Origin of the sequence: Paraburkholderia fungorum, from assembly GCF_003610895.1 — a bacterium.
Taxonomy (GTDB): domain Bacteria; phylum Pseudomonadota; class Gammaproteobacteria; order Burkholderiales; family Burkholderiaceae; genus Paraburkholderia; species Paraburkholderia fungorum_B.
In genome coordinates this window covers 162565-187097 of the sequence record NZ_MCAS01000008.1, presented here as the reverse complement: position 1 = coordinate 187097, position 24533 = coordinate 162565, and the positions used below count along the sequence as shown (strand labels likewise).

Annotated in this window: 21 protein-coding genes; 17 read left to right on the top strand and 4 right to left on the bottom strand. The window is 62.2% G+C overall.

The window, feature by feature from the left end:
* Positions 1-112 precede the first annotated feature (112 nt).
* From odhB to BCY88_RS10095, 4 genes are all read left to right on the top strand, one after another.
* Positions 113-1387, top strand: coding sequence for a 2-oxoglutarate dehydrogenase complex dihydrolipoyllysine-residue succinyltransferase (odhB, locus tag BCY88_RS10110; RefSeq protein ID WP_120344115.1), 1275 nt, complete (start codon positions 113-115; stop codon positions 1385-1387).
* A gap of 162 nt (positions 1388-1549) precedes the next feature.
* Positions 1550-2980, top strand: a complete 1431-nt coding sequence (lpdA, locus tag BCY88_RS10105; protein ID WP_120344114.1) for a dihydrolipoyl dehydrogenase — start codon at positions 1550-1552, stop codon at positions 2978-2980.
* 94 nt (positions 2981-3074) lie between these two features.
* Complete coding sequence (gene zapE, locus BCY88_RS10100; RefSeq protein WP_120344113.1) at positions 3075-4172, top strand: cell division protein ZapE; 1098 nt, start codon at positions 3075-3077, stop codon at positions 4170-4172.
* 162 nt (positions 4173-4334) lie between these two features.
* A complete protein-coding gene (locus tag BCY88_RS10095) occupies positions 4335-4784 on the top strand; it encodes a transposase (RefSeq protein ID WP_120344112.1) in 450 nt (149 codons plus the stop codon).
* A 160-nt stretch (positions 4785-4944) separates the two neighbouring features.
* On the opposite strand, the gene BCY88_RS10090 is transcribed toward BCY88_RS10095, so the two are convergent.
* From BCY88_RS10090 to BCY88_RS10075, 4 genes are all read right to left on the bottom strand, one after another.
* Positions 4945-5427 carry a DUF2147 domain-containing protein gene (locus BCY88_RS10090; RefSeq protein ID WP_120344111.1) on the bottom strand — a complete coding sequence of 161 codons (483 nt, stop codon included), beginning with the start codon at positions 5425-5427 and terminating at the stop codon, positions 4945-4947.
* Positions 5428-5699: 272 nt separating this feature from the next.
* Positions 5700-7409 (bottom strand): ShlB/FhaC/HecB family hemolysin secretion/activation protein, encoded by a 1710-nt coding sequence (locus BCY88_RS10085; protein ID WP_120344110.1) that lies wholly within the window; start codon positions 7407-7409, stop codon positions 5700-5702.
* Positions 7410-7656: 247 nt separating this feature from the next.
* Entirely contained in the window at positions 7657-9099 is a 1443-nt protein-coding gene (locus BCY88_RS10080; RefSeq protein WP_120344109.1) for a collagen-like triple helix repeat-containing protein, read from the bottom strand.
* A 176-nt stretch (positions 9100-9275) separates the two neighbouring features.
* On the bottom strand, positions 9276-10841 hold the full coding sequence (locus BCY88_RS10075; protein ID WP_120344108.1) for a collagen-like triple helix repeat-containing protein: 1566 nt from the start codon (positions 10839-10841) through the stop codon (positions 9276-9278).
* A gap of 659 nt (positions 10842-11500) precedes the next feature.
* Here BCY88_RS10075 and BCY88_RS10070 point away from each other — a divergent pair.
* The 13 genes from BCY88_RS10070 (at position 11501) to BCY88_RS10010 (ending at position 24507) form a co-directional block, all read left to right on the top strand.
* Positions 11501-11674: a Flp family type IVb pilin gene (locus tag BCY88_RS10070; RefSeq protein ID WP_120344107.1), complete on the top strand. Its 174-nt coding sequence runs from the start codon at positions 11501-11503 to the stop codon at positions 11672-11674.
* 148 nt (positions 11675-11822) lie between these two features.
* Positions 11823-12323, top strand: a complete 501-nt coding sequence (locus BCY88_RS10065; protein WP_120344140.1) for an A24 family peptidase — start codon at positions 11823-11825, stop codon at positions 12321-12323.
* Positions 12320-12817 carry a TadE/TadG family type IV pilus assembly protein gene (locus tag BCY88_RS10060; RefSeq protein ID WP_120344106.1) on the top strand — a complete coding sequence of 166 codons (498 nt, stop codon included), beginning with the start codon at positions 12320-12322 and terminating at the stop codon, positions 12815-12817. Before BCY88_RS10065 ends, BCY88_RS10060 begins: the two co-directional genes overlap by 4 nt.
* A gap of 90 nt (positions 12818-12907) precedes the next feature.
* The gene (gene cpaB / locus BCY88_RS10055) at positions 12908-13837 is read left to right on the top strand and encodes a Flp pilus assembly protein CpaB (RefSeq protein ID WP_120344105.1); all 930 of its coding nucleotides are present in this window, start codon (positions 12908-12910) and stop codon (positions 13835-13837) included.
* A gap of 40 nt (positions 13838-13877) precedes the next feature.
* The gene (locus tag BCY88_RS10050) at positions 13878-15329 is read left to right on the top strand and encodes a type II and III secretion system protein family protein (RefSeq protein ID WP_120344139.1); all 1452 of its coding nucleotides are present in this window, start codon (positions 13878-13880) and stop codon (positions 15327-15329) included.
* Between the two features lie 135 nt (positions 15330-15464).
* On the top strand, positions 15465-16706 hold the full coding sequence (locus BCY88_RS10045) for a fimbrial protein (RefSeq protein WP_120344104.1): 1242 nt from the start codon (positions 15465-15467) through the stop codon (positions 16704-16706).
* Positions 16707-16709: 3 nt separating this feature from the next.
* Complete coding sequence (locus BCY88_RS10040) at positions 16710-18077, top strand: TadA family conjugal transfer-associated ATPase (RefSeq protein ID WP_120344103.1); 1368 nt, start codon at positions 16710-16712, stop codon at positions 18075-18077.
* Entirely contained in the window at positions 18070-19077 is a 1008-nt protein-coding gene (locus BCY88_RS10035; RefSeq protein WP_120344102.1) for a type II secretion system F family protein, read from the top strand. Before BCY88_RS10040 ends, BCY88_RS10035 begins: the two co-directional genes overlap by 8 nt.
* Positions 19074-20075, top strand: a complete 1002-nt coding sequence (locus BCY88_RS10030) for a type II secretion system F family protein (RefSeq protein WP_120344101.1) — start codon at positions 19074-19076, stop codon at positions 20073-20075. Before BCY88_RS10035 ends, BCY88_RS10030 begins: the two co-directional genes overlap by 4 nt.
* A 22-nt stretch (positions 20076-20097) precedes the next feature.
* The gene (locus BCY88_RS10025) at positions 20098-20922 is read left to right on the top strand and encodes a tetratricopeptide repeat protein (RefSeq protein ID WP_120344100.1); all 825 of its coding nucleotides are present in this window, start codon (positions 20098-20100) and stop codon (positions 20920-20922) included.
* Between the two features lie 52 nt (positions 20923-20974).
* The gene (locus BCY88_RS10020) at positions 20975-21295 is read left to right on the top strand and encodes a DUF3613 domain-containing protein (RefSeq protein WP_259461352.1); all 321 of its coding nucleotides are present in this window, start codon (positions 20975-20977) and stop codon (positions 21293-21295) included.
* 1 nt (position 21296) lies between these two features.
* Complete coding sequence (locus BCY88_RS10015) at positions 21297-23105, top strand: TadG family pilus assembly protein (protein ID WP_120344098.1); 1809 nt, start codon at positions 21297-21299, stop codon at positions 23103-23105.
* A gap of 10 nt (positions 23106-23115) precedes the next feature.
* Entirely contained in the window at positions 23116-24507 is a 1392-nt protein-coding gene (locus tag BCY88_RS10010) for a sigma 54-interacting transcriptional regulator (protein WP_120344097.1), read from the top strand.
* Positions 24508-24533: the final 26 nt, after the last annotated feature.

The following is a 24533-nucleotide window of genomic DNA, read 5'->3' as shown; positions in this document are numbered from 1 at the left end:
CGCGCTCAGTGAGCGACTTGATGCTTCATTCGCGGTACTCGAGGTTCGCAGGCGGTCGTCGCGGGTCTATGGATCGCGCGCCGTCACCCGATACGTATTCAGGATATTCATAATGGCTATTGTTGAAGTCAAGGTTCCCCAGCTGTCCGAGTCGGTCTCGGAAGCCACCATGCTGCAGTGGAAGAAGAAGCCCGGCGAGGCTGTTGCACAAGACGAAATTCTCATCGAAATCGAGACCGACAAGGTCGTGCTCGAAGTGCCGGCACCCTCGGCCGGCGTGCTCGCACAAGTGATCTCGAACGACGGCGACATCGTCGTGGCGGATCAGGTGATCGCCAAGATCGACACCGAAGGCACGGCAGGCGCCGCTGCTGTCGAAGCCGAAGTGAAGCCGGCTCCTGTTGCCGCACCGGCTGCTGCACCGGCCGCTCAGGCTGCATCCGCAACGGGTGCGAACACCGCTGCTTCGCCGGCTGCCGGCAAGCTGATGGCCGAGAAGGGTCTGGGCGCGGGCGACGTCGCCGGCACGGGCCGCGACGGCCGCATCACGAAGGGTGACGTGCTGACCGCGGGCCAAGCCGCACCGGCTCCGGCTGCCAAGGCTGCACCGGCTGCCGCACCGAAGGCTGCGAAGCCGTCGCTGCCGGACGTCAAGGCGCCCGCATCGGCCGAGCAATGGCTGAAGGACCGCCCGGAACAACGCGTGCCGATGTCGCGTCTGCGCGCGCGTATCGCCGAGCGTCTGCTCGAGTCGCAGCAAACCAACGCCATCCTGACCACGTTCAACGAAGTGAACATGGCGCCGGTGATGGATCTGCGCAACAAGTACAAAGACAAGTTCGAAAAGGAACATGGCGTGAAGCTGGGCTTCATGTCGTTCTTCGTGAAGGCGGCGGTCCACGCGCTGAAGAAATTCCCGCTCGTGAACGCGTCGATCGACGGCAACGACATCGTCTATCACGGCTACTTCGACATCGGTATCGCGGTCGGTTCGCCGCGTGGCCTGGTGGTGCCGATCCTGCGTAACGCAGATCAGCTGAGCCTCGCCGAAATCGAGAAGAAGATTGCGGAATTCGGCCAGAAAGCCAAGGACGGCAAGCTGTCGATCGAAGAAATGACGGGCGGTACGTTCTCGATCTCGAACGGTGGTGTGTTCGGTTCGATGCTGTCGACCCCGATTATCAACCCGCCGCAATCCGCCATTCTGGGCGTGCACGCCACGAAGGAACGCGCTGTGGTCGAGAACGGCCAGATCGTGATCCGCCCGATGAACTATCTGGCGCTGTCGTACGACCACCGGATCATCGACGGTCGCGAAGCGGTGCTGTCGCTGGTCGCGATGAAGGATGCGCTGGAAGACCCGGCGCGCCTGCTGCTCGACCTGTAAGCACTGGCTTGGCTGGCGCCGGCTTGTCATTGAGCAGGCCGGCGCCATATAAGCAGCAAGCAAAGCAGCAAGCACGTATCACGTCTTTCGCATTCCGCAGTACAGGAACGAGGCGCGCCACGAAGCGTGGCCGCGCGTCGTTCCGCCATCCAAAGGATTGTCATGTCCAAAGAATTTGACGTCGTCGTGATCGGCGCCGGCCCCGGCGGCTATATCGCTGCAATCCGCGCCGCACAACTCGGCAAGACGGTTGCATGTATCGAAAAATGGAAGAACCCGGCCGGCGCGCTGAAGCTCGGCGGCACGTGCCTGAACGTGGGTTGCATTCCGTCGAAGGCGCTGCTCGCGTCGTCGGAAGAATTTGAAAACGCGTCGCATCACCTCGCCGACCACGGTATCAGCGTGGAAAACGTGCAGGTCGATATCGCGAAGATGCTGGCCCGCAAGGAAGGCATCGTCGAGAAGATGACCAAGGGTATCGAATTCCTGTTCCGCAAGAACAAGATCACGTGGCTCAAGGGCCATGGCAAGTTCACCGGCAAGACGGACGCCGGCGTGCAGATCGAAGTGAGCGGCGAAGGCGAGACCGAAGTCGTGACGGCGAAGAACGTCATCATTGCAACGGGTTCGAAGGCGCGTCATCTGCCGAATGTGCCGGTCGACAACAAGATCGTTGCCGACAACGAAGGCGCACTGACGTTTGATTCCGTGCCGAAGAAGCTCGCCGTGATCGGCGCGGGCGTGATCGGTCTGGAACTCGGTTCGGTGTGGCGCCGTCTGGGCGCGGACGTGACCGTGCTCGAAGCGCTGCCGGAATTCCTCGGCGCGGCCGACCAGGCGCTCGCCAAGGAAGCCGCCAAGCAGTTCAAGAAGCAGGGTCTGGACATTCACGTCGGCGTGAAGGTCGGCGAAGTGAAGACCACCGACAAGAGCGTCACGATCAACTACACGGACAAGGACGGCAACGCGCAAACGCTCGAAGCCGACCGCCTGATCGTGTCGATCGGCCGCGTGCCGAATACCGACAACCTCGGTCTCGAAGCGATCGGCCTGAAGGCGAACGAGCGCGGCTTCATCGACGTCGACGACCACTGCGCGACGGCTGTGCCGAACGTGTACGCGATCGGAGACGTGGTGCGCGGCCCGATGCTCGCGCACAAGGCTGAAGACGAAGGCGTGCTGGTGGCCGAAATCATCGACGGTCAGAAGCCGCATATCGACTACAACTGCGTTCCGTGGGTGATCTACACCGAACCGGAAATCGCGTGGGTCGGCAAGACGGAGCAGCAGTTGAAGGCCGAAGGCCGTGAGATCAAAACGGGCCAGTTCCCGTTCATGGCGAACGGCCGCGCGCTGGGCATCAACAAGGCGGATGGTTTCGTCAAGATGATTGCCGACGCGAAGACCGACGAACTGCTCGGCGTGCACATCATCTCGGCGAACGCCTCTGACCTGATCGCGGAAGCCGTGGTGGCAATGGAATTCAAGGCGGCGTCGGAAGACATCGGCCGTATTTGCCATCCGCACCCGTCGCTGTCGGAAGTCATGCGCGAAGCAGCGTTGGCTGTCGACAAGCGCGCGCTGAACATGTAATTACGCGCACGCCTGACTGACAGACAGTACTCTGGCATCACCACGAAGGCGGGCGGGTTCATTCCCTCCCGCCTTTCTTTTTTGCAGCAACACAATGAACGTCACCGAATACTACGAAAAAGAACTGCAGACGCGGGGTTATCAATCAGACCCGGCGCAGCGCGCGGCGGTTGACCGTCTGCAGCGGTGCTATGAAGAGTGGACCGAATACAAATCGCGCCGCTCGAATGCGTTCAAGAAACTGCTCATTCACCCGGATCTGCCGCGCGGCGTGTACATGTGGGGCGGCGTAGGGCGGGGCAAAAGCTTCCTGATGGACAGCTTTTACATGATCGTGCCGGTGCAGCGCAAAACGCGGTTGCATTTTCACGAGTTCATGCGCGAGGTGCATCGCGAACTGGAAGACCTGAAGGGCACGGCCGATCCGCTCGACGAACTCGCGCGCCGTGTCGCCAAGCGTTACCGGCTGATCTGTTTCGACGAATTCCACGTGTCGGATATCGCCGACGCGATGATCCTGTACCGTCTGCTCGACAAGCTGTTCGAGAACGGCGTGCAATTCGTGATGACCTCGAACTACGATCCGGACACGCTCTATCCGGACGGCCTGCATCGCGACCGCATGCTGCCGGCCATCGAGCTGATCAAATCGAAGCTCGACGTGATCAATGTCGATGCGGGCATTGACTATCGCAAGCGCACGCTGGCCCAGGTCGAGGTGTATCACACGCCGCTCGGTGCGGCTTCGGACAAAGCCTTGCGCGACGCGTTTTCGCGCCTTGCAGCGGTTCCTGATGAGAGCCCCATCCTGCGCATCGAAAAGCGTGAGCTGAAGGCACTGCGGCGCGCTGACGGCGTCGTGTGGTTCGATTTCGCGACATTGTGCGGCGGTCCGCGCTCGCAGAACGACTACCTGGAACTGGCGAGCCGTTTTCACGCGGTGATCCTGTCCGGCGTGCCGCAGATGTCGGTGCGCATGGCCTCGGAGGCACGCCGCTTTACCTGGCTGATCGATGTGTTCTACGACCACAAGGTCAAGCTGCTGATGTCGGCGGCGGTTCCGCCCGATCAGTTGTACCTCGACGGTCCGATGGCCAACGAATTCACGCGTACGGTGTCGCGTATCGTTGAAATGCAATCGAAAGAGTATCTCGACACACCACGCCGGATCGTCGATACATCGCTGACTTAAGGCGCCGCGCAGCGCGGGCGCGGCCGCTTTTGCGATAGATCACGGTCCGCTCGCCGAACAGGCGATGTCAGAAGGCGCATTTTCAAGATTCGGATTGGTCTTATATTCCGCCCGCGGACGACTGGATATCTTCTTTGTCATGGTTCTGACAAAGGAGTAACCATGAATCCGTACCGTGATATCAATGACGAAGAATGGCAACGTGTTGCACCGTTGCTGCCGGAACTGCGTCCGCGCTCCGAACTGCGTGGCCGGCCGCTTGCCAACACTCGCTCGGTGCTCAACGGCGTGCTGTGGGTGATGTACAGCGGCGCGACCTGGTCGGCCATGCCGCGCAAATATCCGTCGTATCAGACCTGCCATCGCCGCTTCAAGGCGTGGTATGAGTCCGGCGTGCTCAAGCGCGTCATGGATCAGTTGTTCGGCGCGGCGAGCGAAGAACTCTGCAACTTGATGGAAGCACGCATGCGCAAGCATGTGAGCGCGGAACAGAAGAGTGCCGGCGCAGAAAAGGTTTCGCCTGCAGCACCTGCGGCGTACGGCCCGGCAGCGGTCAAGCCGTTACCGTCTTCGCCGTTCGCGTATACGTCCCCCTTCAAGCACGCTGCATGACGGCGCCCGGCGGCGAGACCCCAACAAAAAACGGCCGGACGATCGAAATCGTCGGCCGTTTCTTGTGCTTCCATCAGTGCCGCGGCAGCAGCACTGATGGCGTATCGCTCCTGCATCCCAGCTGCGGCTCAGGCATCGGCGCCTGACCGGCTCGCTATTACTATTGCTGACGAATCCAGGTTTGCGAGCGGCCCAGCAGCGAAACGCCAATGTAGCCGCGCACCACCAGCTTGTTCCCACCATCTTCCAGGTGCATCTTGCACTTGTAGACTTTGCCGTTTTCCGGGTCGAGAATCTGGCCGTTATCCCAGCCGTCGCCGTCCTTTTTCATATCGTTGATGATCGTCATGCCGAGAATCAGCTGATCCTTGCGCGCGTCCGTACATTCGGTGCAGCGGCGATCCGGCTGATCGTTCGCGCTGAGCCCCTTGATCACCTTGCCGCTCAGCGAGCCGCCGCTGTCCTGGGTAATTTGCACGAGTGCTTTCGGTTGACCGGTGTGATCGTCGATGGTTTGCCACGTGCCGATCGGAGAATCGGTTTGCGCCATTGCCGCGACGGCGCTGACGAGCAGCACGCCCGCGAGGGCGGCATGTTTGGCTGTGCGAAGCGCGATTGTGCGCGCGCGTTGAGTGAATTGCATCTTTGTCTTCCTCCTTGATTAAAGACGGCGCGATCATGGTCGCGCGGCGTTATGGGCATCTCCGGGCATCTGAGGCAGTCGTCAACCGACAACCTCAGATGCCTCGTGTGCGTGGTGTGCCTGGCATTGCCCCTCAGGTTCAACTCCGGCTACATCGGTTTGCGACTTGCGGCTTGGGCGCCGCGGTTCGCACATCGTCAGCGCAGAATACGTGAAAGTGCGCGCGCCGTTTGATAGTGGACCCTCTAATCAGGACGCGGCACGGTTGAGCCTCAGTTCAACTGATACGAGAACGTCGCGTTGATGCGTGGGCTGCGCGAGGTGCTCTCCACCGGTGCGTCGCCGATTGCCTTCGCCACTGACAAATCCAGGCTGTAATACTTTGCGTCCGAAATGCGGAATCCGAATGCAATCGACGACAACCTCGACGGCGACGGCGTTCCCGCATGCAGATAGACGCGGGCCATGTCGAACGATACGTAGGGTGTGAAGGTGCGCAGATACGTGAAGCCCGGCGTAAACCCCCGGTTGACTTCGAGCATCGCGGCCCAGCCCGAATCGCCCGATGCCTCGCCCGGCTGATAGCCCTGCGCGAAACGTTGCGCGCCGAACGAGATCTGTTCCGACGTCGGCAGCGAGACGGCGCTGTATTGGCCGATCAACGAAACCGCGGTGCCGATCTTCAATGGCCACTCGTTGGTTTGCGAAAAGCTTGCACCGGTGCGCACGAAGTTAATCGACGCCGGATTCGTCACGTTCGTGCCGGGAACGTTCGTGTCGCCTGATTTCGATGCGCCCAGAATGTCGAATGCCTTCGCCACCGTGACACTCGCGCGGCGCACCTGGCCGGTTTCCACGTTCGTGTAGTCGGCCTGCAGTTGCAACACCCGCACCTGCGAGCGAAAGCCGATCTGCGCGCCGGTCTGCTGGTTGTTGTAGTTGTCCTCGTCGTGCGACGCGTAGACGGAGGCCGTGCCGATCACGCTTTGCTTGTTGCTCAGCAGGATCGGATAGGCGAGCGAGCCGCCGATCTTGTCGTTGATGACCGTGCGCTGGATATAAGAGGGCAGGCCGGGGTTGTCGACCGGATTGCCGCGATAGTGCGTCGCGTCGATCTTCCCGACCAGGCCATTGCTGCCGATCGGCACCGCGGCGTGCGCGGCAAGATAGGTGACGTTGTCACGGCCCTTCGGCAGCAGCGCCGACACGCTCAGTTGTTCGCCGAGCGCGGTCAGGCCGTTTTCGGTGGCGGTCAGCAGGCCCTGCACGCCAGGGTGATTGAAGTCGATGCCGGTGCTGACGTCGAATGGTTTGCGATCCACATTCAGTTCGAGTGTCGTGGCGCCGTCGGTATTTTGCGGCGGCGGCACGTTGGCCGCGACCTTCACGCCGGGCAGCAGGCCCAGCACGTTGACGTAACGCTCAAAGGTCGCGCGTTTGAGCGGCCGGTCGGCGACGATGTGCTCGGCGATCGCGCGGATCTTGTCCTCGACCGCACCCGCCTTGCCCGTCACCTTGACCGTGGAGACATAGCCTTCAACCACCGTCACACGCACCACGCCGTCGTCGAACGTCTGCGCGGGGATGAATGCGAACGAGAGCGCATAGCCGCGATCCTGATACAGCTTGGTGACGCCGTTGGCGACCTGAATCAGATCGCCGATCGTGGTGTCCTTGCCGACGAGCGGTGTGAAGCGTTGCGCGACTTCCTCGAACGGAATGGACTTCACGCCCTCGACCTGAATTTTGGAGGGCGTCAGATGGCGGGCGAGCAGTTCCTGAAGTTGCGGGGCCTGCGGTGCTACCTGCACGGTCACGTTCGGGCCCTTGTCGGGCGCCTTGATCTGCGGCAGCGAATCGAGCGGGTTGCCGCCGACTGTCGGGCCAGCCGGGCGTGACTGCGCTTGTGCTTCTACCTGCATCGCGCTTGCCGCGAGCGCAGCGAGCAGGAGGGTCCATTTACTACCGTACCCGAGTTTCATCGGATTTTCCTCGTATGCCGTTCTTGTCTTGCGGACGCGCCGCCAGGCCGGGCTGGTCGCGATCGCTTATGTGTGGCTCGACGCATACTGCCATGCTTGCATGTATTACGTCACGTGCTCCGTTGAGCTTGAGCATCATCTGCACAAGCGCGGAGCACGTGATAAGGCGGATTGCTATGCGCACTGTGTAACGGGGCGTCCTTCAGGACGTCTTATGCGTGCGGCATCGATCAGCAACTTATGCGGACTACTTATGGCTCACCGGCAGCAGGCCGCCGAGCAGGGTCGTCAAACCACCCGTTGTGCTGCTCGAGCTGCCCGAGCTGCTCGTCGAGCCGGCCGCCGAGCTGAGCGCGCCGGTCAACTGGCCGACGAGGGCGGTGACGGGGGCGAGCGGGCCGCCGCTGCCGCCCGATGCGCCGCCGGTGACGCCGGCGAGCGCGCCAGTCAACGTCGACAACGGATTCGACGCGCTACCCGTGCCGCCCAACCCGCCCAATGTCGAAGTCAACGAACTCAACGGCGTGCCGCCCAGCAGCGACGTCAGTGAGCCCAGCGGCGAGCCGCCCGTTCCCGAAGTCAGCGCGCTCAACGGCGTGCCGCTCAGTGCCGAGGTCAGGCCTGAGAGCGGGGTCCCGCCGAGCAGGGTCGACAGCGAGCCGAGCGGATTGTTGCCGAGCCCGAGACTCGCGAGCGTGTTTTGCAGCGGGCCGAACGGGCTGCCGTTGGCGGGCGGGCCATTGACGACGGCCACGGTCGTGCTGCCGACGAGGCTCGTAATCAGGCCGGGAATCGGATTCGCGCCATTCGGACCGTTCGGGTTGACGAGGCCGCCGGCATTCGTGACCGTGTTGCCGAGCGAGCTGACCAGTGTGCCGACATCGGCGCCGAGCGGATTCTTGGTGGCCGAGCCGACTTGCGAGCCGGCCGAGCTCACCGCGCCGCCGATTTGCGCAAGCAGGCCGCCGACCGGTGCGCCGAGGCCGGTCTGCGTGCCGACCGTCTGCGTGATGAGCCCGGCGGTCTGCACGATCGGCGTGATCGCTGTGCTGAGCGGCTGGGTGATCTGTTGCACCGGCGCGGAGGCCAGCGAATTGCCGAGCGTCGCGCCACCGGCGTTCAGTGCGCCTGCGGTTGTGGACAGCACGGTTGCCAAGGGCGTCGTGAGCGGCGACAGCGGCGCGAGCGTGCCGGTGCCGAGGCCGCCGACCGTGGTGCTCAGACCTTGCACGACACCGCTCGTCGAGCTGACCACCGAGCCGAGGCCGGCCACCGTGGTGCCGACCGGATTGGCGGTCACACCGATTTGCCCGACGCCGCCGCTTACCGCATTGGCGAGCGAGTTCAAGGTGTTGCTCGTGCTCGACACCGCGTTGCCGAGACCTTGCGTGACTTGCGGGCTGAGACCCGGAATGGTCTGCGAAGCGATCGCGTTGCCGAGATCGTTGGTGGTCTTTGCGGCTGCGGTGGCGAGGCCGTTGGTGCTCGACGAGGTGGAGACGGGCGGCCCGCCGCTGGTCGTACCGCCGCCGCCGGCGCTACCGCTGCCGGACGCGCTCGATGGCACAGTGACGCCACTGCCGCCACATGCGGCGAGCAAGCCTGCGGCCGTTACGGCGATCAACGGTGCGCGCAACGACGACACGGTCGCGCACGCCGCATGGAGAGAAAAAAAACGTTGGGTAGACATGTGTGCTCCTCAGTGTCTTCTAGGTGTCGTGTGCGTTGTTTCCGTGCGCCGGTGCAACAGGTGTTTGAGCGGCGCGGCTCAATTCAGCCAGGTTCCGGCAGAGCCGGGGCACGGCTGGCGGGCCGCGCTCCGGATGCTGGTGACTGCGCTTTTTTCGACGACTGCGACCGCATGGCTTACTTCTTCCCCAGACCGCCGAGCAGGCCGCCGAGGAGCGATGTCACCGGGGCGAGCGGGTTGCTGCCCGACGATCCCTTGCCGCTGGTGCTCGACAGCGAGAGGCCGGGGCTCGACGTCGTCGAAGTGGTGCTGGTCGTAGCGGCCGGCGTGGCGGCTGCCGTGGTGGTGACGCCGCCGAGTGCGCCGGTGACGCTCGTCAGCAAACCGGTAACCGGTGCGAGCGGGCTGCTGCTGCCGCCGGTTGCACTGCTCAAGCCGCTGGTGACGCTCGAGAGCAGGCCGGTGACGGGCGCCAACGGGCTGCTGCCGCTGGAGGCACCGCCGAGGCCGCCCGTTACGCCGCTGAGCAAGCCGGTAACCGGAGCGAGCGGGCCGCCGCTGGAGCTGGAGCCGCCGGTCAGGCCGCCGAGCAGGCCGGTGATCGGTGCAAGCGGGCTGCCGCTGGAACTGGAGCCGCCGCTCAAGCCGCCGAGCAGCCCGGTGATTGGAGCGAGTGGGCCGCTGCTGCTGCCGCCCGTTAAGCCACCGAGTACGCTGGTGAGCGGAGCCAGCGGATTGCCGCTGGTGCCGCCGGTGAGCAGACCGCCCAGCGATGCGACCGTGGTGCCCGTATCCGTGACCGTATGACCGAGCGCTGCCGTGATCGGATTGCCGCCGGTTGCGCTGATCAGCGTGCCGGCTTTGCCCAGACCGCCGCCGAGGGTCGAGAGCAGGCCGTTCAGCGGCGCGCCGAGGCCCGTGGTGTTGCCGACCGTCTGCGTAGTCGCTGCGACCATCGACGTAATCGGTGTGATTGCGGTGCTGAGCGTTTGCGTGATTTGTTGAACCGGGCCCGTCGAGAGCACGGTGGTGAGCGTGCTGCCTGCGTTGGTCACAGCGCCGCCGAGCGTATTGACGACACCGCCGAGCGGCGTGGTGACCGCTGCCAGCGGCGCGAGCGGGCCGCTGCCGAGACTCGTTACGAGGCTGCCTGCATCCGTGACCGCGCCGCCGACATGACCGACCACGCCGCCGAGGCTCGACACTGTCGTGCCGACCGCGTCGCCGCCGGTGCCGAGTTGGCCGAGTCCTTGCGATACGCCGCTGCCGAGTGTCGAGACTGCCGAGCCGACTTGCTGCACGATGCCGCCGGCGGCCTGAGTGGTTTGCGAGCTGACGCCGGGCAGTGTTTGCGAGCCGATCACGCTGCCGATGCCCGAGACCACCGAGCCCGCATCGCTGACCACGCCACCGGTGTTGCCGACGACTGTGCCGAGTGCATTCGCGACCGGGGTCGTGCCCGTTCCTGTTCCGGTGCCCGTACCGGTTCCCGTACCCGTGCCGGAGCCGCTTCCTGAGCCATTGCTGCCGGTGGTATTTGTGCCGGAACCGCCCGAGCCCATCGAGCCGCTGCCGCTGCTGGTGGACAGCGCGCCGCCGGCGGAACCGCTACCGCTGGTGTTGCTGCCTGTGCCCGTACTTAGGGTTCCGGAGCCCCCGCAGGCGCCAAGAGAAAGCATCGCAGCCACGCTGGCTGCAATCAGGGTGGTTCGTACTGTGGTGTTGGCCGTTTGAATGTTCATGTCGCCCTCGCATCGCATGTGTTATTGGGTGTTGCTGCGTGCCTATCTCTGCATGAGCCGTGCCATTTCGACTGAGCAATGCTGGATATTTTTTTACTGAAGGGCGTGAAGCCATATGTGATATGGCTTTGCGAGGAATTGATGGAGTGTCCGCTAACTCAGATATAGCGGGGGAGATTGAATCCGCTAAACGTTTGCGAGGGCTGCGTAACGTAACGAGCCGCGCGCGCCGTTACGAAACACGGGGTAACGCATGTGCAACGAGAGGGTCCGGCGCGCTTGAAACGTTCTGTTCAAACAAATAATTAGTGCAGCGAATCTAACTCATGGTTATTCCTATGTGCTGCAACGCACGAACTGCCGTTAACCTGAGTACGACACCAAAACGCATATGGTGTAGGGCTAAGGGCAGCGGACAATTGCTTAAATATGATTGTTCGGCTATAAAACCCGAAAGCATCAAGGATTGACACGAGGAGGTGCGTAATCGAACAGACAGCTCATACACATCTGTTTTATTGAAGCCGGCTGCAAGGCGGTGCTTCTGCGGCGCAACAAGCAGGACCAGGAATGAGAGACCAATGGTCCGAAGCGCTCAAGACTCCGTCATCCGAAGCAGCACGTAAACAAACGAAATAAATGAAAGTCCGAGGGTAAAAATGAAAAAGTTCGCCAAACGCTTCCTGAGAGATAACCGGGCTGTGACGGCTCTGGAATACGGGTTGATTGCAGGCCTTATCGTCGTTGTTATTGGAGCGACAGTTCAGGGCCTGGGGACGCAATTGAAGGCGGCATTCGTCGCCATCGCGGCCCTGCTGCCAGCCGCAGCTTAATAGACTGCAGGGCCCCTGCATTTTCCTGTTAAGGAAAGCCGACGTTTGCGTCGGCTGACCTGCTAATTATTCAGGGGTCTTCCCGATAGGAAGCATATGGACTGCGGTAGTAGTCCGTATGCGTTTTGTTTCGCCTGTCGAGGCTGACATGAACTCGTCCGTCACTCTATTCCTGTTCGTCGCGTGGGCAGCGTGGGTCGCCGTGTGTGACTGCCGTAGCCGGCGCATTTCGAATTCAATAATCGTTACCGGTTTGGTGACGGCATTGGCGTGCGCATTCGCGCGCCAAAATCCATTCGGCATTTCCATTACGCAGGCTGCGATCGGCGCCGCGGTTGGTCTGATCGCATTGCTGCCTTTCTTCGCCATCGGCGTAATGGGGGCTGCAGACGTCAAAGTGTTCGCCGTGCTTGGGGCATGGTGCGGAATGCATGCGTTGTTCGGTTTGTGGGCGGTCGCGAGTCTGGCGGCCGGCATTCACGCAGTCTGGTTGCTGGTGACTACCCGTACCCGTTTCGCATCGTTGCTGCAGCGTCGAGCGCCGACATTCGAGTTGGCAGGCAAGCGCGCCACGCCGTTCGTGGCATGTCTGACCTTGCCGACGATTGTATGGTTGACGACCCAGCTTGTTGCCGGGAGCGCGCGATGACCATGTATTCGACACGGCGCAACTCTCGCAAAGGGGCGCGTCTCGTCACGTGCCGGAAAGACTTGCAGCGTGGCGCAACCGCCGTCGAATTCGCGCTCGTTTTCCCGCTCTTTTTCTCGATTTTTTACGTGATCGTGACGTTCAGCATGATCTTCGTCGCGCAACAGAGCCTGACGCTTGCCACCGCGGAGGGCGCGCGCGCTGCATTGAACTATCAATCGGCGAGCACCGTGCCCGGCGCGCTTGGCTTACGTGCCACGGCCGCTTGCAACACGGCCACTCACATGGTTGCGCAGATGATTCAGACCGCCACCTGCCAGACTGCGCAAGCGACGTGTAGCTACGATGCCACCATGACCTGTATCGCCGTCACGTTGACCTATAACTACGCCGCCAGCCCGCTCATCCCAACGTTGCCGGGTCTTGGCCTTTTGCTGCCACAGAACCTGAGCGGTACAGCAACGGTGCAACTCAATCCGGTGAACATACTTTGACTTACGCACCTGCCCCTCGTCGCACTGGACGGCTTCACTCTTCCGAGTGCATCAGCCGGCGGGCGCAATCGACTTACCCGGTGAGTCAGCATGCCTAAACTAACCAAAATCGCAGCAGGCCTGCTGATCGTATTGGCCTTGTTACTCGGTATTTTCGCGGTAACGCTTTCGCGCAAGCCGGCTACCCTGCCGGCGACGTCGGTCGCACAAGCCAGTTTTCCGGTCGTTGTAGCAACGCGTGCTCTGCCGGCCGGCCAGCCGATCACGGTCGACGGATTACGCGTTCAGTCGTTGCCGATCAATCCGAACGGCGCCTTCACCGATCCGGCGCAGCTTGTAGGCCGTATTCCAAATGCGGACATCGGTGCGCAGGCGCCAGTACTGGAAGCTCAATTGTCGTCGGGGATCGCCGAGCGTATCGCACCCGGTGAGCGGGCGGTCGCTGTGCGCGTCGACGAATCCAATGCGGTCGGCAACCGGCTGCGTCCTGGCAATCTCGTCGATGTTTTCTTTACGTTGAAACGCGACGGAACCATGGCTGGCAATGCCGAGATCGAGCGTACGCAGGCGCGCCTCCTGATCTCGAAGTTACGCGTGCTGGCTTTCGGTAATGCCACGGCCGGCAACGACAACTCGGGCGACCCGAACGGAATGGTGCGCACTGCCGTGCTTGCCGTTCCCGTCGCCGATGTGGACCGGCTGACGCTCGCTGAAACATCCGGTCGTCTTGTATTCGCGTTGCGTAATCCAAACGACACGGACGTTGTCGATGCAAATGCATTCGCGACGCTACCGTCAGTGCTGAAGACATCGGCACAAGCTGGCGGGGAGCCGCTCAAGGATTCGACCCGGGCGGCCGCCGGCCTTTCGCTTGATGCGTTGTCGGGCACAACAGGAAACACGACTGGTCGGACACTAGCAGCGCCACGGATTGCCGCTCCCTTGACGAGGGTTGCAGGGAGTACGAGTGGCGCCATCGAAGTCATACGGGGTGGGCGCGCCGAAATGGTCGCCCGATAGCAGTTTCAGGGAGCAGGCGGCCACACGCGCCCAAAACAAAATGAAAGAACGCTTTTTTACATACGGGACTATGGCGATGTTGTGCGCAGCATCGCTCGCCGTGTCGTCGGTGAGCGATGCTGCCGCCGGCGCGCAAAATCTCGACATTATTGTCGGCTCACAGCAAACGCTCGCGAGCGGTCACACCTTGCGGCGCGTCGCGATCGGCGACCCGACCGTGGCTGATGTGCTGATCATAAAAGGCGACAAGGCGGGTGGTGTGCTGTTGATCGGAAAATCACCCGGTACCACCAGCATCATGCTGTGGGAACAGGGCAAAGATGTGCCGATTTCCTATACGGTCAACGTGACTACCGCTGCCTCGCGAACGCTGCTCGGGCCTGACACGCCTGCTGTGAAAGTACTCGGCGACACTGCGTTGATTTCCGGCACGACGCAGACCATGGAGAAGCACCAGCGAGCAGTCGTGGCCGCGCAAATCGAAGCGCGTCAGCGGGCGACTCGCGGGGACAGCGGCAGCGGCACCGGTGGTGGCGCCGGTCTCGGTGCGAGCGGGAAGGGGGGCGACGCGGGCGGGATTGGCGGCGACGCGGGCGCAAGTGTCGCGACGTACGACACGTCGACGGTCGCCACGCGCTCAGTGGTGCAGGTCGACGTGCGGGTCGTGGAGTTCAGCCGCACGGTGCTTAAAGAAGTGGGCTTCAACTTCTTCAAGCAGAACAACGGTTTTTCGTTTGGCTCGTTTGCGCCGTCGGCGCTGACCTCGGTTTCCGCGACCGCGGGGCAGCAACCGCAAACAACCATGACGTCGCCGATTTCGTCGGCGTTCAACCTGATTTTCAACTCCGCCACGCATGGGTTGTTCGCGAACCTGAGCCTGCTGGAGAGCAACAACCTCGCGCGGGTCCTCGCGGAACCGACTCTCGTGGCGTTGTCCGGCCAAAGCGCGAGTTTTCTCGCCGGTGGAGAAATCCCGGTGCCGATTCCGCAAGGGCTGGGTACGACGTCGATTGAATACAAACCCTATGGCGTGGGCCTGACGCTTACGCCGACCGTGCTCAGCCCACAGCGCATCGCGCTGAAAGTGGCGCCGGAGGCGAGTCAGCTCGATTTCACGAACGCCGTGACGATTAGCGGCGTGTCGGTTCCCGCGATCACCACCCGGCGCGCCGACACGACAGTTGAGCTCGGTGATGGCGAGAGTTTCGTGATTGGCGGCCTGATCGATCGCGAAACGATCTCGAACGTTGGAAAGGTGCCGTTGCTAGGGGATTTGCCGGTCATTGGCGCGTTCTTCAAGCAGTTGAACTACCAGCAGAACGATAAGGAACTCGTGATTATCGTGACGCCTCATCTGGTGTCTCCGATTGCGAAGGGTGCAACGCTGCCGTCCACGCCGGGCGAGCAGTCTGAGCAGCGCAACGGTCCGGTGTGGCGCGCGTTGATCGGCGGATTCGCATCCCCGGATGCTTTACCCGGGTTCTCGAAGTGAGCAGGCGCGAGCCTTCAGCATGTCGCGCGTTTTGGCCCTGTGCCAAAGTGCCCTGCGCTTCAGTGCAGGTCGCGCGTTGTAGCGAGCAGTACAAGGCGGTGGCACTTCAGCCGATGCCGCAAAAGGATGTCCAACATGAACGCGAGAACGCATTCATTGACTGAACGGGCGGTCACCGACTATTTCGTGTTCGCGTCGCTGGCCGACGCGCACGTGCATTGGCTCGCCGATACGCTGGTGGGCGCAGGTGTGGTCGAAGCGGCCACACTCGATCCGTCGATGCTGATGCAGCGCATTGCAGCGCTGAATCCGTCGCTGGTGTTTGTCGATTTTTCCGGCGGCCGTGCCGCTGCGGCGAGTGCCGCAGCGAGCGCGGTCCGCACCGCCTATCCTGGCATGCAGATCGTCGCGCTCGGCACGCTTGCCGAGCCTGAAAGCGCCCTGGCTGCGTTGCGCGCCGGTGTGCGCGATTTCATCGACGTGTCCGCAGCGGCGGAAGATGCGCTGCGCATCACGCGTCAGGTTCTGGACAACCTGGTCGAACCGGTCAGCCGCCATGGTCAGGTCACCGCGTTGCTGGGCGCGCGCATCGGCATGGGCGTGAGCACGCTGGCGGCGAACCTCTCGGTGATGTTGCAGCGGCGCGACGTGGCGCAAGGACGGCAAGCCGCGTTGCTCGATCTCGGCTTGCCGGCCGGCGACGGCTCGTTGCTCCTGAACACACGTAGCGAATTCAACTTCGTCGAAGCCGTGCGCAATCTGCGCCGCTTCGATCAGACCTTCGTGCATACCGCGCTGTCGCATCATTCAAGTGGTCTCGCGCTGACCACGTTGCCGCCGAATCTCGCTGATATGCGCGAGGTCTCGTACTCGTCGTCGATCGGTTTGCTGAACCGGTTGCGCGCGTTCTTCGACCAGCAGATCGTCGATCTCGGCGGCTTCACCAATAGCGAGTTCATCGCCCACGTCGTGCAGGCCGCAGACGAAACCTGGCTGCTGTGCGATCAGGGCGTGGCCTCGATCGTGTCGGCGGTCGGCGTGCTCGACGCGTTGCGCGAGGAGGGCGTGGACACGGCGAACGTGCAACTGATCGTCAACAAGTTCGACGCCGACCTCGGGCTCGCCGCCGCACAGATCGCACAGCGGCTGGAAGTTCCGTTGCTGGCCACGTTGCCGGAGCGGCGCATCACGCTCGGTCAGGCGGTCAACCAGGGACATCTGCTGGCCGATGTCGCGGCGCGCGATCCATACGTGCGCGCACTCGAACCCTTGATCGAACGGCTCGGCGGCGCAGCGCGCGCGGCCTCGCAAGCAGGCGGTAAATCCGCGCTCGGCGCGCTCAAGCGCTTCATTCCAACCACTTACAAGCGGTCATAGACGATGGCAAAAGAAATCGAATTTGCCGACGACGCGCCTTCGTTCGCGCATAGCCAGCAGTTCCAGGACATCAAGAACGCGGCGCACGAACATCTGCTCACTCGGATCGAGGAGCTCGGCTCGGAGTTCGGCCGCTGGTCGCGTAATGCGATCAACCAGTTCGTCGATCTGGAGATGGACAGCTTTGTCCGGCTGCGCAGAATTCCGATCAACGAATCCGAGGTCCGCGCGATCGCGGAGGCGCTCACCAAGGAACTGGCCGGCTTTGGGCCCATTGAGGATCTGCTGAACGATACGGCCGTTGAAGACATTCTGATCAACGGCTACAACGACGTGTACGTATCGCGCCACGGCATTCTGACCAGAATTCAGGTGCGCTTTGCCGACAACGCACATTTGTTGCGCATCGTACGGCGTATTCTTGCGCCGATTGGCCGTCGTCTTGATGAATCGAACCCGATGGTCGATGCGCGCTTGCCAAATGGCGGCCGCGTCAACGTGGTGATCGAACCACTGTCGATCGACGGGCCGATCGTATCGATCCGCAAGTTCCGTAAAGATCCGCTGCGCCCCGATGATCTGCTCGGCAACGGTACCTACAGTCCGGAAATTGGCGCGCTGCTCGAAGCCGCGGTGGCTGCGCGCTGCAACGTGCTGGTATCCGGCGGGACAAGTTCGGGAAAAACGTCGTTGCTCAATGCTCTGGCGTTTCACGTCCCTGATGCGGAACGCGTCGTGACGATCGAGGACACGGCCGAGCTTTCGCTTAACCATCCGCATGTGGTGCGGCTCGAAAGTCGTCCGGGTGGATTCGACGGCGCGGGTGTCGTAACGATTCGCGACCTGCTGCGCAATACCTTGCGGATGCGGCCCGACCGCATCATCGTCGGCGAAGTGCGTGGCGGGGAAGTACTGGAAATGCTGCAGGCAATGAACACCGGTCACGACGGCTCGATGGGCACGGTGCACGCCAGCTCGCCGCGTGAATGTCTCTACCGGCTGGAAATGCTGGCGGGGTTCGCGGGCTTTCAGGGCACCGAGTCGAGCCTGCGCCGCCAGATCGCCAATGCGATCGATTTCATTGTGCAGATCGGCCGCCTGTCGAATGGGCGCCGGCGGATTTTGTCGATTACCGAAGTGACCGGGCTTTCCGACAACATTATCGCGACTCAGGAACTCTATCGTTACGAGCCCGTGATGACACAGGATGGAGAGGAGCTGGACCAGTGGGTCTCGCTCGGCATTCATCCGCATTCGCCCAAGCTGGCGCGTTTCAGGCAGGTGCTCGGCGGTTCGACTAACACGGGTGGCTTCGGCGGCTCGGGCTTCGACACGGGCGGTGGCGGTTTCGGCGGGGGCTTCAATGTCTAGCGCAGTCATGGTCTTTGTTGCGCTTGCGCTGCTCTGCGCAGCAGGCGCGCTGCTGATATTGCAGCGCGGTGCGCAACGCAAAGACCAGGCGAGTACTGCGCGTTTCATCGACAGCCGGATGGCCGCTGCCCAGCCGGCGCCGACCGTGCAGGTGTCCCGTACTGCGACTGCGCGCCGTACGGCGCCTGCTGTTTCGTTTATGCCACAGGCTCCAGCGCCCGGGGCAGGCTGGAATGAACAATGGCGGTACATCAAAGCGCGAGTTGGCTATTCATTCGGAAACCTGATGAATCGTGCGGGTTTGCGAAATTCCCGCGCCCTTACGCTGATCGTTGCAGGCATCGGATTGGCGTTGTGCCTCCTCGCGGCAAAGGAGGGAGGCGCGCTGGCAGCCGGTGTGACGTTAGCCGCATGCCTCGTGTTTCTCTACTTCGTGCTGTCGATGCGTGCGAGCAAGCGCCGCCAGACAATCGTCCGGCAGTTGCCGTCGTTTCTTGATGGCATTGTTCGCCTGATAACGCTGGGTAACAGCGTGCCAGCGGCCTTCCAGGCCGCATTGCAAACCACCGAAGCACCGCTGCGCGAGTGCCTCGATCATGTCTCGCGGATGCTGCGCTCCGGTGTCGAGATCGATCGCGCGCTCTCTCACGTTGCGTTGCTGTATGGCGCGCGCGAGCTGGAACTAGTGGGAGCGGTATTGCGCCTGTCCGTCAAATATGGCGGTCGGGCCGACGTGATGCTAGACAGGATGGCGTCGTTCATGCGTGACCTGGAACAGGCCGAACGCGAGCTGGTGGCGATGTCCTCGGAGACGCGCATGTCGTCGTGGGTGCTCGGTATGTTGCCGGTCGGGATTGGGGGGTTTCTGATTCTCACCAATCCGAGCTATTTCGGATCGATGTGGTTCGATCCGAGCGGGCGCCAGTTGCTGTATCTCGCATTCGGTCTGCAACTGCTTGGCGCATATTTGTTGTACCGATTGGCTCGGCTGAAATCATGACAGCACAACCCAATTATCTGATTGCCCTGGCGCTTGGTCTCGCGGCGTTGGCTTCGCTCCTGATCGCGGGACTTTTGATCGCGCGGATCGTTGCCGCGCGGCGCAGCGACCGTACGCTCACGCAGGCACTCGACGAACGCGCGTTGCAAAACTCCGTCGCAGCGGCGGCACGCGGCGCTAATGCCGCACCGGCCAGGCAGGATATGGGCGTGCCTGCGAGTGGCATGAAGGGGATGCTCGAGCGCTTTGCGCATACCGGCATTCGCTGGCTCGATACGCCAATTGGCCGACACATCGTGGCGGAGGAAGATCGCCGCCTGCTGGAGCAATGCGGCTTTGTCGATGCGCGTTCTCGCGGGCTTTTCCTGATTGCCCGGATCGCCGGCGCAATCGTTTTGCCCCTGCTTGTCGGCATGATTCTCGGCGGTCATATAGATGGGCCGCGCTACGTGATGCTGGTGCTCGCCGGGATGGCGGCCGGTGTCATGCTGCCGAAGATCGTCCTGAGCAGACGCGCGGCGGCGCGGCGCCGTGGCGTCGTCGATGAATTGCCCATGCTGGTCGATCTCTTGCGCTTGCTCCAGGGCGTCGGCTTGTCACTGGATCAGAGCCTCCAGGTGATGGTCAATGACTTCCACGGAATATTGCCTGTGTTGTCTAGCGAGTTGGAGATTGCACAGCGGCAATTTGCTGCCGGCCGTACCCGCGAGCAGTCGTTGCAGCGGCTCGCTTCGAGTTACGAAAATGAGGATTTGCAAGCGGTGGTACGTTTGCTGATTCAAGTCGATCGTCACGGGGGGGCGGTGCAGGAGCCGCTCAAACAATTTGGCGACCGCTTGCGCGAAACGCGCCGCGCGATGTTGCGGGAGCGTATCGGTCGAATGACGGTGAAGATGACCGGCGTGATGATTTTGACCTTGCTGCCGGCGTTGATGATTGTCACAGCGGGGCCCGGCGTTCTGTCGGTATCGCATGCGCTGAAAGCGATGAATCGATAGGAGCATGGCGATGACTTTAAACATGAAATCGAATGGCTTTGTACGGGCGGCGCAGGGCGTCGTTCCAGTCATGGTGCTTGTGCTGCTTGGCGCTTGCGCAAAGGATATGGGCTATGGTGTCGGCCCGCAGGCCGAGCGGCAGGCTTTAATCCAGCAGGCCAATCGGGACCCTGCGCCGGATACACCCGGCATGTATCTCGGGTTGATCGACCGCATGCAGTCGCAAGGGCTGTACTTTGCCTCGCTCGCGCATATCGACGCTTATGAGAAGCAGTATGGGGTGACGCCAGACACGATTCTGTTGCGCGCCGACGCGTTGCGCATGACAGATCAACCTGAGGCAAGCGCGAGCGCGTATGCGCGCTTGCTGCAAACGCCGCTCGCGTCGCGCGGGCATCGTGGTCTGGGCTTGATCGCAGGCGCTTCAGGTGATTTCAGTCGGGCCGTGGATGAATTGCAGCAGGCGGCACAACTGGCGCCGACAGATGCATCAGTGCTCTCGGATCTCGGTTATGCGCGTATGCGTGCCGGTGATATCAATGGTGCCCGGGTGCCGTTGATGAAAGCAGCGGAGCTTGACCAGAACAATCCAAAGATCGCCAGCAATATTGCGCTGTATCTGCTCGTCGACGGAGAGGCGGATAGGGCGCAGGCGCTGATGAACCAGCAGAAATTCTCGCTGGACTTGCGTACGGCGATTCGCAATGAAGCGGCCAAAGTCGTTGCGGCAGCACGCGCACAGCCACCGGGAGCGGCGCGTTCACCAGGAACCCAGCCAGGACCTGTCGCCAGTGCTCAGGCAATGATGGAACCCGCGCCGCGTTTGCTGCAGCGGTTTGCACAATAACAGGCCGACGGGCAGGAGAGACCAAATGAAATATCAGGGAAGAAGCAGGGGAATGCCGAGGCTGGCCTGTGGCGCGCTGGTCGTGATGCTGGCGGCCGGCACGCTGGAGATTGCGCACGCTCAGACCGCTTCCGAGCCGCCGGTCGCCCGCAGCGAAGTCGATCATGCGACAACGGCGTGGCTCGATCTGCAACGCAGCAATAGTCAAGCTGCTCCGGAACAGCCGATGCTTGGCGAAGAGGCCGGTCTTGCATACCAGCGTTACATGGCGTCGTTCAAATCGAAGATCCCCGATATGTACGGGTCGGCGATCAACCAGGGCAGCGGAGGCGGGCAAGGTGGCGGCATGAGCGGGCAATTGCCCCAGAATTAACATGTTTTCACGCATTGCTTCCCACCCCTCCGTCCAGCGCTTGCGCAGTATGCGCAAGCGCCGCACGACCGCCATGTCGCCCCGCTCGCAGCGTGGCGCGGTTTCATTTCTGGCGGCCGTATGGGTGAGCATCGCGGTCATCACAATGGCTGCAATCGATATCGGCCACTTCTACTATGTGCGCCGCGATTTGCAACGCATCGCGGATCTTTCCGCTGCGGCGGGCGCACAGACGATCGGCAGCGCGGGTACCTGTACAGCGGCGATGAACTCGGCTCAACTGAATGCGACGGCGAATGGCCTGTCGAGCAGTGGCGCCCTCCAGCCAACTTGCGGCCGATGGGATCCCTCGGCGACCTCAACGCAATCTCATTTTGTGTCTGCCACGGCGTCGCCCACCGCTGTACCGCTTAACGCAGTGCAGGTCGTGGCGAGCCAGCCCGTATCGTTTTTGTTTCTGGTGGGGCAGACACGCACGCTGACGGCGACAGCGACCGCGCAGGCAACGAATATCCGGTCCTTTTCGCTTAGCACGTCGATAGTCGCCCTGTCGGGTGGGCTGGTAAATGGCCTGTTGAACGGTTTGCTCAACACGAGTCTTAATCTGGACGTGGGGTCGTACCAGGGTCTGGCGACCGCCCAGATCAAGCTGCTGGATCTGGCGATCGCGCTTGGTGTGAGCTCGATGAACGACCTGCTCAAGGCGCAGGTCACGGTCGCACAACTTGCGACGGCGATGGCGACGGTGCTGAGTCAGGGCAACGTAGCCAGCGCCAACGTAGTAAGTGCGCTGGGCACCATTGCAAGCGCGTCGACGGGCACGACGACAATCAACATAGGCAATACTTCGTCGCAGAACGGTTTGCTGGCCATTGGTCTCGGCGACCCGCAGGCGGCCGCCACCGCCACGGTCAACGCGCTTGACGTGCTGATGGCGGCTGCCGAGATCGCGAATGGGACGGCGGCCATCAATCTCGGTGCGGCGCTTAATCTCGCGCCGATTGCGAGCATCACAGCACAGGCTCAGATTATCCAGCCACCTGTCATCGCAGTTGGCGAGGCAGGCACCTACCCGGACGGCAGCTACCGGACCAGCGCGCATTCCGCCGTGGTGCGGCTGTACCTGAACGTGAATCTCGTCAGCGTGAGCATTCCGCTGGTCGCGACCATCAATGCATTGAATTTGCCGATCTACATCGAAGTTGGGCAGGGGAACGCTTATTTGCAGACCACGCAGTGTTCGACCCAGCGCGCGACTAGCTACAGCTGGATTTCCGCGACGCCGGGAATCGCGGGCCTATGCATCGGTGGCGATGCCGCCAGCAATATGACCAACACGACCGTGCCAACCAGTTGTAGCCAGCCGGCGACGATCACCCAAGTGTCGCTGCTTGGGATCGGGCTGGTAAATGTTTCGGTTCAAAGCTCAACCGGAGGCGGACTTAATCTTGCTGTGCAGGCCTCACCTACGGTTCTGAAATTTAACGGCGTGCAAGGGGACAGCGATGACTACCAGAGCACCAACACCAACGGCATCGGCTCAGCGGCAGGCGGTCTGCTGACGCAACTCGCTAGCGGATTTTCAGGGACGTCAGGAAACCCTGGAGCACTCCACGTATGGCTGTTGGGTATTGACGTCACCGGTTTGGCCGCACCCCTCGTCAGCGGCCTCGTGACATTGCTGACGCCCGTCCTGCAGTCGCTGGACGGACTGCTTATTCCTCTTTTACAACTCCTCGGTGTCCAGATCGGCGTAGCGACGGTCCACGATCTCGGGCTTGCCTGCGGTCAGGCACAACTGGTTTATTGATTTCGCGCTTATGAGAACCAACCCCAAAATCGAGGAACTCGATATCTACGTCTGGGAGGGCAAGGCCGACATCGTCGACCGGGTCGCGCGCTGCATGGCGAGCTTCGACGTCGAAGTGATCCGCGCGGACGATATCGCGATCTCGCCTGAACGGACCGCGCTGCGGCCGTCGCTCGCGATCATCAGTGTTTCGGTGATCGACAGCGGCGCGCTGCTCATGCGCGACTGGCAGGCCGCGCACGGCATCCCCGTGGTGTGGGTCGGCGCGGCACCGCGCGACCATGATCCGGCGACTTACCCGTCCGACTATTCGCATATCCTGCCGCTCGACTTCACCTGCGCCGAATTGCGCGGCATGGTTATGAAGCTCGTGCTGCAGCTGCGCGCGCACAGCGCCAAGACGCACGAGTCGGATGCGATGATCGCTAACTCGGAGTGCATGCAGGCGCTGCTGCACGAAGTCGATACGTTTGCCGACTGCGACACGAGCGTGCTGGTGCACGGCGAAACCGGCGTCGGCAAGGAGCGCATCGCGCAACTGCTGCACGAAAAACACACCCGCTACGGGCAGGGTCCGTTCGTCGCGGTGAACTGCGGCGCGATTCCGGACGGTCTGTTCGAATCGCTGTTTTTCGGCCACTCGAAAGGCTCGTTTACGGGCGCGGTGGTCGCGCACAAGGGTTACTTCGAGCAGTCCGACGGCGGCACGCTGTTTCTCGACGAAATCGGCGATTTGCCGCTCTACCAGCAGGTCAAGCTGCTGCGCGTGCTCGAAGACAGCGCGGTCACGCGAATCGGTTCGGCCACGCCGGTGAAGCTCGACTTCCGGCTGGTCGCGGCGACCAACAAGCATCTGCCGCAACTGGTCAAGGACGGCACTTTCCGCGCCGATCTTTACTATCGGCTTGCCGTGATCGAGTTGAAGATTCCGTCCCTCGAAGAGCGGGGCGCCGTCGACAAGATTGCGATCTTCAAGGCGTTCATCGCGCAGGTTGTCGGCAGCGACCGTCTTGCCGCCTTGCCGGACCTGCCATACTGGCTCGCCGACGCGGTAGCCGACACTTACTTCCCCGGCAATGTGCGCGAACTGCGCAATCTGGCCGAGCGGATCGGCGTGACGGTGCGTCAGATCGGCGCGTGGGACGCGGCGCGCCTGCAGCGGCTGCTCGCGCTTGCCCGCACCAGTCAGCCGGTGCCGGCCGAGAGCGCCGCCGAGGTGCTGGTGGACCGCAGCAAATGGGACATGGCCGAGCGCAATCGCGTGCTGGCCGCGCTCGACGCAAACGGTTGGCGCCGTCAGGACACGGCGCTTTATCTGGGTATCAGCCGCAAGGTTTTGTGGGAGAAGATGCGCAAGTACCAAATTTTCGACGAAGAGCCCGAAACCCGCGAAAGTGAGTAATAATGAGACGGTTGTACTAAAACAAA

Excerpts from the sequence above, each read along its gene's own strand:
- zapE (WP_120344113.1), top strand. The coding sequence starts at position 3,075 with ATGAACGTCACCGAATACTACGAAAAAGAACTGCAGACGCGGGGTTAT.
- BCY88_RS10070 (WP_120344107.1), top strand. The coding sequence starts at position 11,501 with ATGAAAAAGTTCGCCAAACGCTTCCTGAGAGATAACCGGGCTGTGACG.
- BCY88_RS10035 (WP_120344102.1), top strand. The coding sequence starts at position 18,070 with ATGTCTAGCGCAGTCATGGTCTTTGTTGCGCTTGCGCTGCTCTGCGCA.
- BCY88_RS10050 (WP_120344139.1), top strand. The coding sequence starts at position 13,878 with ATGAAAGAACGCTTTTTTACATACGGGACTATGGCGATGTTGTGCGCA.
- BCY88_RS10030 (WP_120344101.1), top strand. The coding sequence starts at position 19,074 with ATGACAGCACAACCCAATTATCTGATTGCCCTGGCGCTTGGTCTCGCG.
- BCY88_RS10015 (WP_120344098.1), top strand. The coding sequence starts at position 21,297 with ATGTTTTCACGCATTGCTTCCCACCCCTCCGTCCAGCGCTTGCGCAGT.
- cpaB (WP_120344105.1), top strand. The coding sequence starts at position 12,908 with ATGCCTAAACTAACCAAAATCGCAGCAGGCCTGCTGATCGTATTGGCC.
- BCY88_RS10075 (WP_120344108.1), bottom strand. The coding sequence starts at position 10,841 with ATGAACATTCAAACGGCCAACACCACAGTACGAACCACCCTGATTGCA.
- lpdA (WP_120344114.1), top strand. The coding sequence starts at position 1,550 with ATGTCCAAAGAATTTGACGTCGTCGTGATCGGCGCCGGCCCCGGCGGC.
- BCY88_RS10040 (WP_120344103.1), top strand. The coding sequence starts at position 16,710 with ATGGCAAAAGAAATCGAATTTGCCGACGACGCGCCTTCGTTCGCGCAT.
- BCY88_RS10010 (WP_120344097.1), top strand. The coding sequence starts at position 23,116 with ATGAGAACCAACCCCAAAATCGAGGAACTCGATATCTACGTCTGGGAG.
- BCY88_RS10095 (WP_120344112.1), top strand. The coding sequence starts at position 4,335 with ATGAATCCGTACCGTGATATCAATGACGAAGAATGGCAACGTGTTGCA.
- BCY88_RS10045 (WP_120344104.1), top strand. The coding sequence starts at position 15,465 with ATGAACGCGAGAACGCATTCATTGACTGAACGGGCGGTCACCGACTAT.
- BCY88_RS10090 (WP_120344111.1), bottom strand. The coding sequence starts at position 5,427 with ATGCAATTCACTCAACGCGCGCGCACAATCGCGCTTCGCACAGCCAAA.
- BCY88_RS10065 (WP_120344140.1), top strand. The coding sequence starts at position 11,823 with ATGAACTCGTCCGTCACTCTATTCCTGTTCGTCGCGTGGGCAGCGTGG.
- BCY88_RS10020 (WP_259461352.1), top strand. The coding sequence starts at position 20,975 with ATGCCGAGGCTGGCCTGTGGCGCGCTGGTCGTGATGCTGGCGGCCGGC.
- BCY88_RS10025 (WP_120344100.1), top strand. The coding sequence starts at position 20,098 with ATGAAATCGAATGGCTTTGTACGGGCGGCGCAGGGCGTCGTTCCAGTC.
- BCY88_RS10060 (WP_120344106.1), top strand. The coding sequence starts at position 12,320 with ATGACCATGTATTCGACACGGCGCAACTCTCGCAAAGGGGCGCGTCTC.
- BCY88_RS10080 (WP_120344109.1), bottom strand. The coding sequence starts at position 9,099 with ATGTCTACCCAACGTTTTTTTTCTCTCCATGCGGCGTGCGCGACCGTG.
- BCY88_RS10085 (WP_120344110.1), bottom strand. The coding sequence starts at position 7,409 with ATGAAACTCGGGTACGGTAGTAAATGGACCCTCCTGCTCGCTGCGCTC.
- odhB (WP_120344115.1), top strand. The coding sequence starts at position 113 with ATGGCTATTGTTGAAGTCAAGGTTCCCCAGCTGTCCGAGTCGGTCTCG.